This window comes from Bacillus salipaludis (assembly GCF_004358205.1).
Window position 1 is genome coordinate 1 of sequence record NZ_SMYO01000096.1, and the last position, 1,415, is coordinate 1,415.

Sequence of the window (1,415 nt, forward strand, 5' to 3'; positions counted from 1 at the left end):
CCACCTCACGGTGGACACCCTTGCTATTGGCTAACAGTTCCTACTGCCAAGCCTGTAGTGGACTTTCACCACCAAGTTATCGCCCATGCCGGGCGCACATAAGAAAATGGGATCGCCGCAGCCATCCCATTCTTTAACTCTTGCACCCGTTACTTTAAGTGAAGGATTCCACAATTCGTATTAGAAAGAGAAGAACGGTGACCTTTATCTCTCAAAAGACACTAACGTAGGGTGTTTTCAAGGATGTAGCCATTCTCCCATGTTCCTATAGAAATAAATCGGTCATCGTTGCTGAATTCCCCAAAACAGGCATATTGTAGTTCTTCAACTACAATGGGTTCTAAATCATCGTATCGCAGGATTAAAACTTTCTCACTATATGTAAGGATAAAATATCGACCATCGTTTGACTGGTGCATATGTTGAAAATAACCGAAGTGGTCAGGATAATCCTGTTCTGATAAGCAGACTTTCTTTAAAATTTCTTTAAACTGTCCATCGAGTATAACTATGTCATAATCTTGAACCACAATATATACGTTATGACTAGAGTTAAAGATGATGGAATCCCAATTTCGAATTTCTAAGTTATCTAATACTTCAATGGACTCTTTATTTATTGGTTCTTTAACTTTTACTATTTTTTCGACTCGGTACCCTTCATTATTTACATAACTCAAAGTAAATAAATAAGTATTTTCAGCTTTAATAAAATGATTAAAATGGATAAGAGTAATTGAATCTTCAAATTCGGATAGTACGTTGTATTCACCATTTTCAATATTGATTAATACTAGTTGACGTCCATTATATGTTTTCAATGTATCAAGGATTAGTAATGGGCTATCGGTTATCGCAAAATCCCCTTCCTCAAATTGAAATTTTTTATTCGATTTAATCGTTTTTACTAACTGAAATCTAGCCGTTTCATACACATATATAGTACCAGTCGTATTTTTTATATATAAATAATCATCATTTTGAGAGAAATAAAAATTGCCCGGATTATTAGGCTTGAGCTCCGCAATTTTTTCCCAAGAACTTGTATCATAAACAATCGTTTTACTTCCCATTGAATGGCATAAAAAACGTTGATTCTGTGAAAGTTTTATTTCATATGAGGTTTTAAATTTTTTTAATACGTTCATTTGAAGCATAGCTACCGAACTCCTTAGAAATTCTTTTTCCTACTTATTCTCCTTATTCGTATTCTAACACTTAGTTAAATAATAAAAAGATGGGGTCGTCTTTAGCAAACCCATCTTCAACATGTCGAGTAGAAGGGAGCCTTTCTACCTTGCGGTAAATTGTACTCCTCCCCCCTCACAGAACCGTGCTTGCGCTATTAACGCACACGGCTCCTCCTAGTTATCATTTACAAAATATAGCTAATTTCTTTTCTTAAGTCATATATA

The 1,415-nt window shown here is 34.9% G+C and carries 1 protein-coding gene; it reads right to left on the reverse strand.

From position 1 onward, the window contains the following. Positions 1-221: 221 nt before the first annotated feature. On the reverse strand, positions 222-1,157 hold the full coding sequence (locus E2K98_RS30585; RefSeq protein ID WP_133340756.1) for a YncE family protein: 936 nt from the start codon (positions 1,155-1,157) through the stop codon (positions 222-224). Positions 1,158-1,415: the final 258 nt, after the last annotated feature.

What these genes read in the sequence shown, in the direction of transcription:
- E2K98_RS30585 (WP_133340756.1), bottom strand. Translation starts at nt 1,157, where the DNA reads ATGCTTCAAATGAACGTATTAAAAAAATTTAAAACCTCATATGAAATA.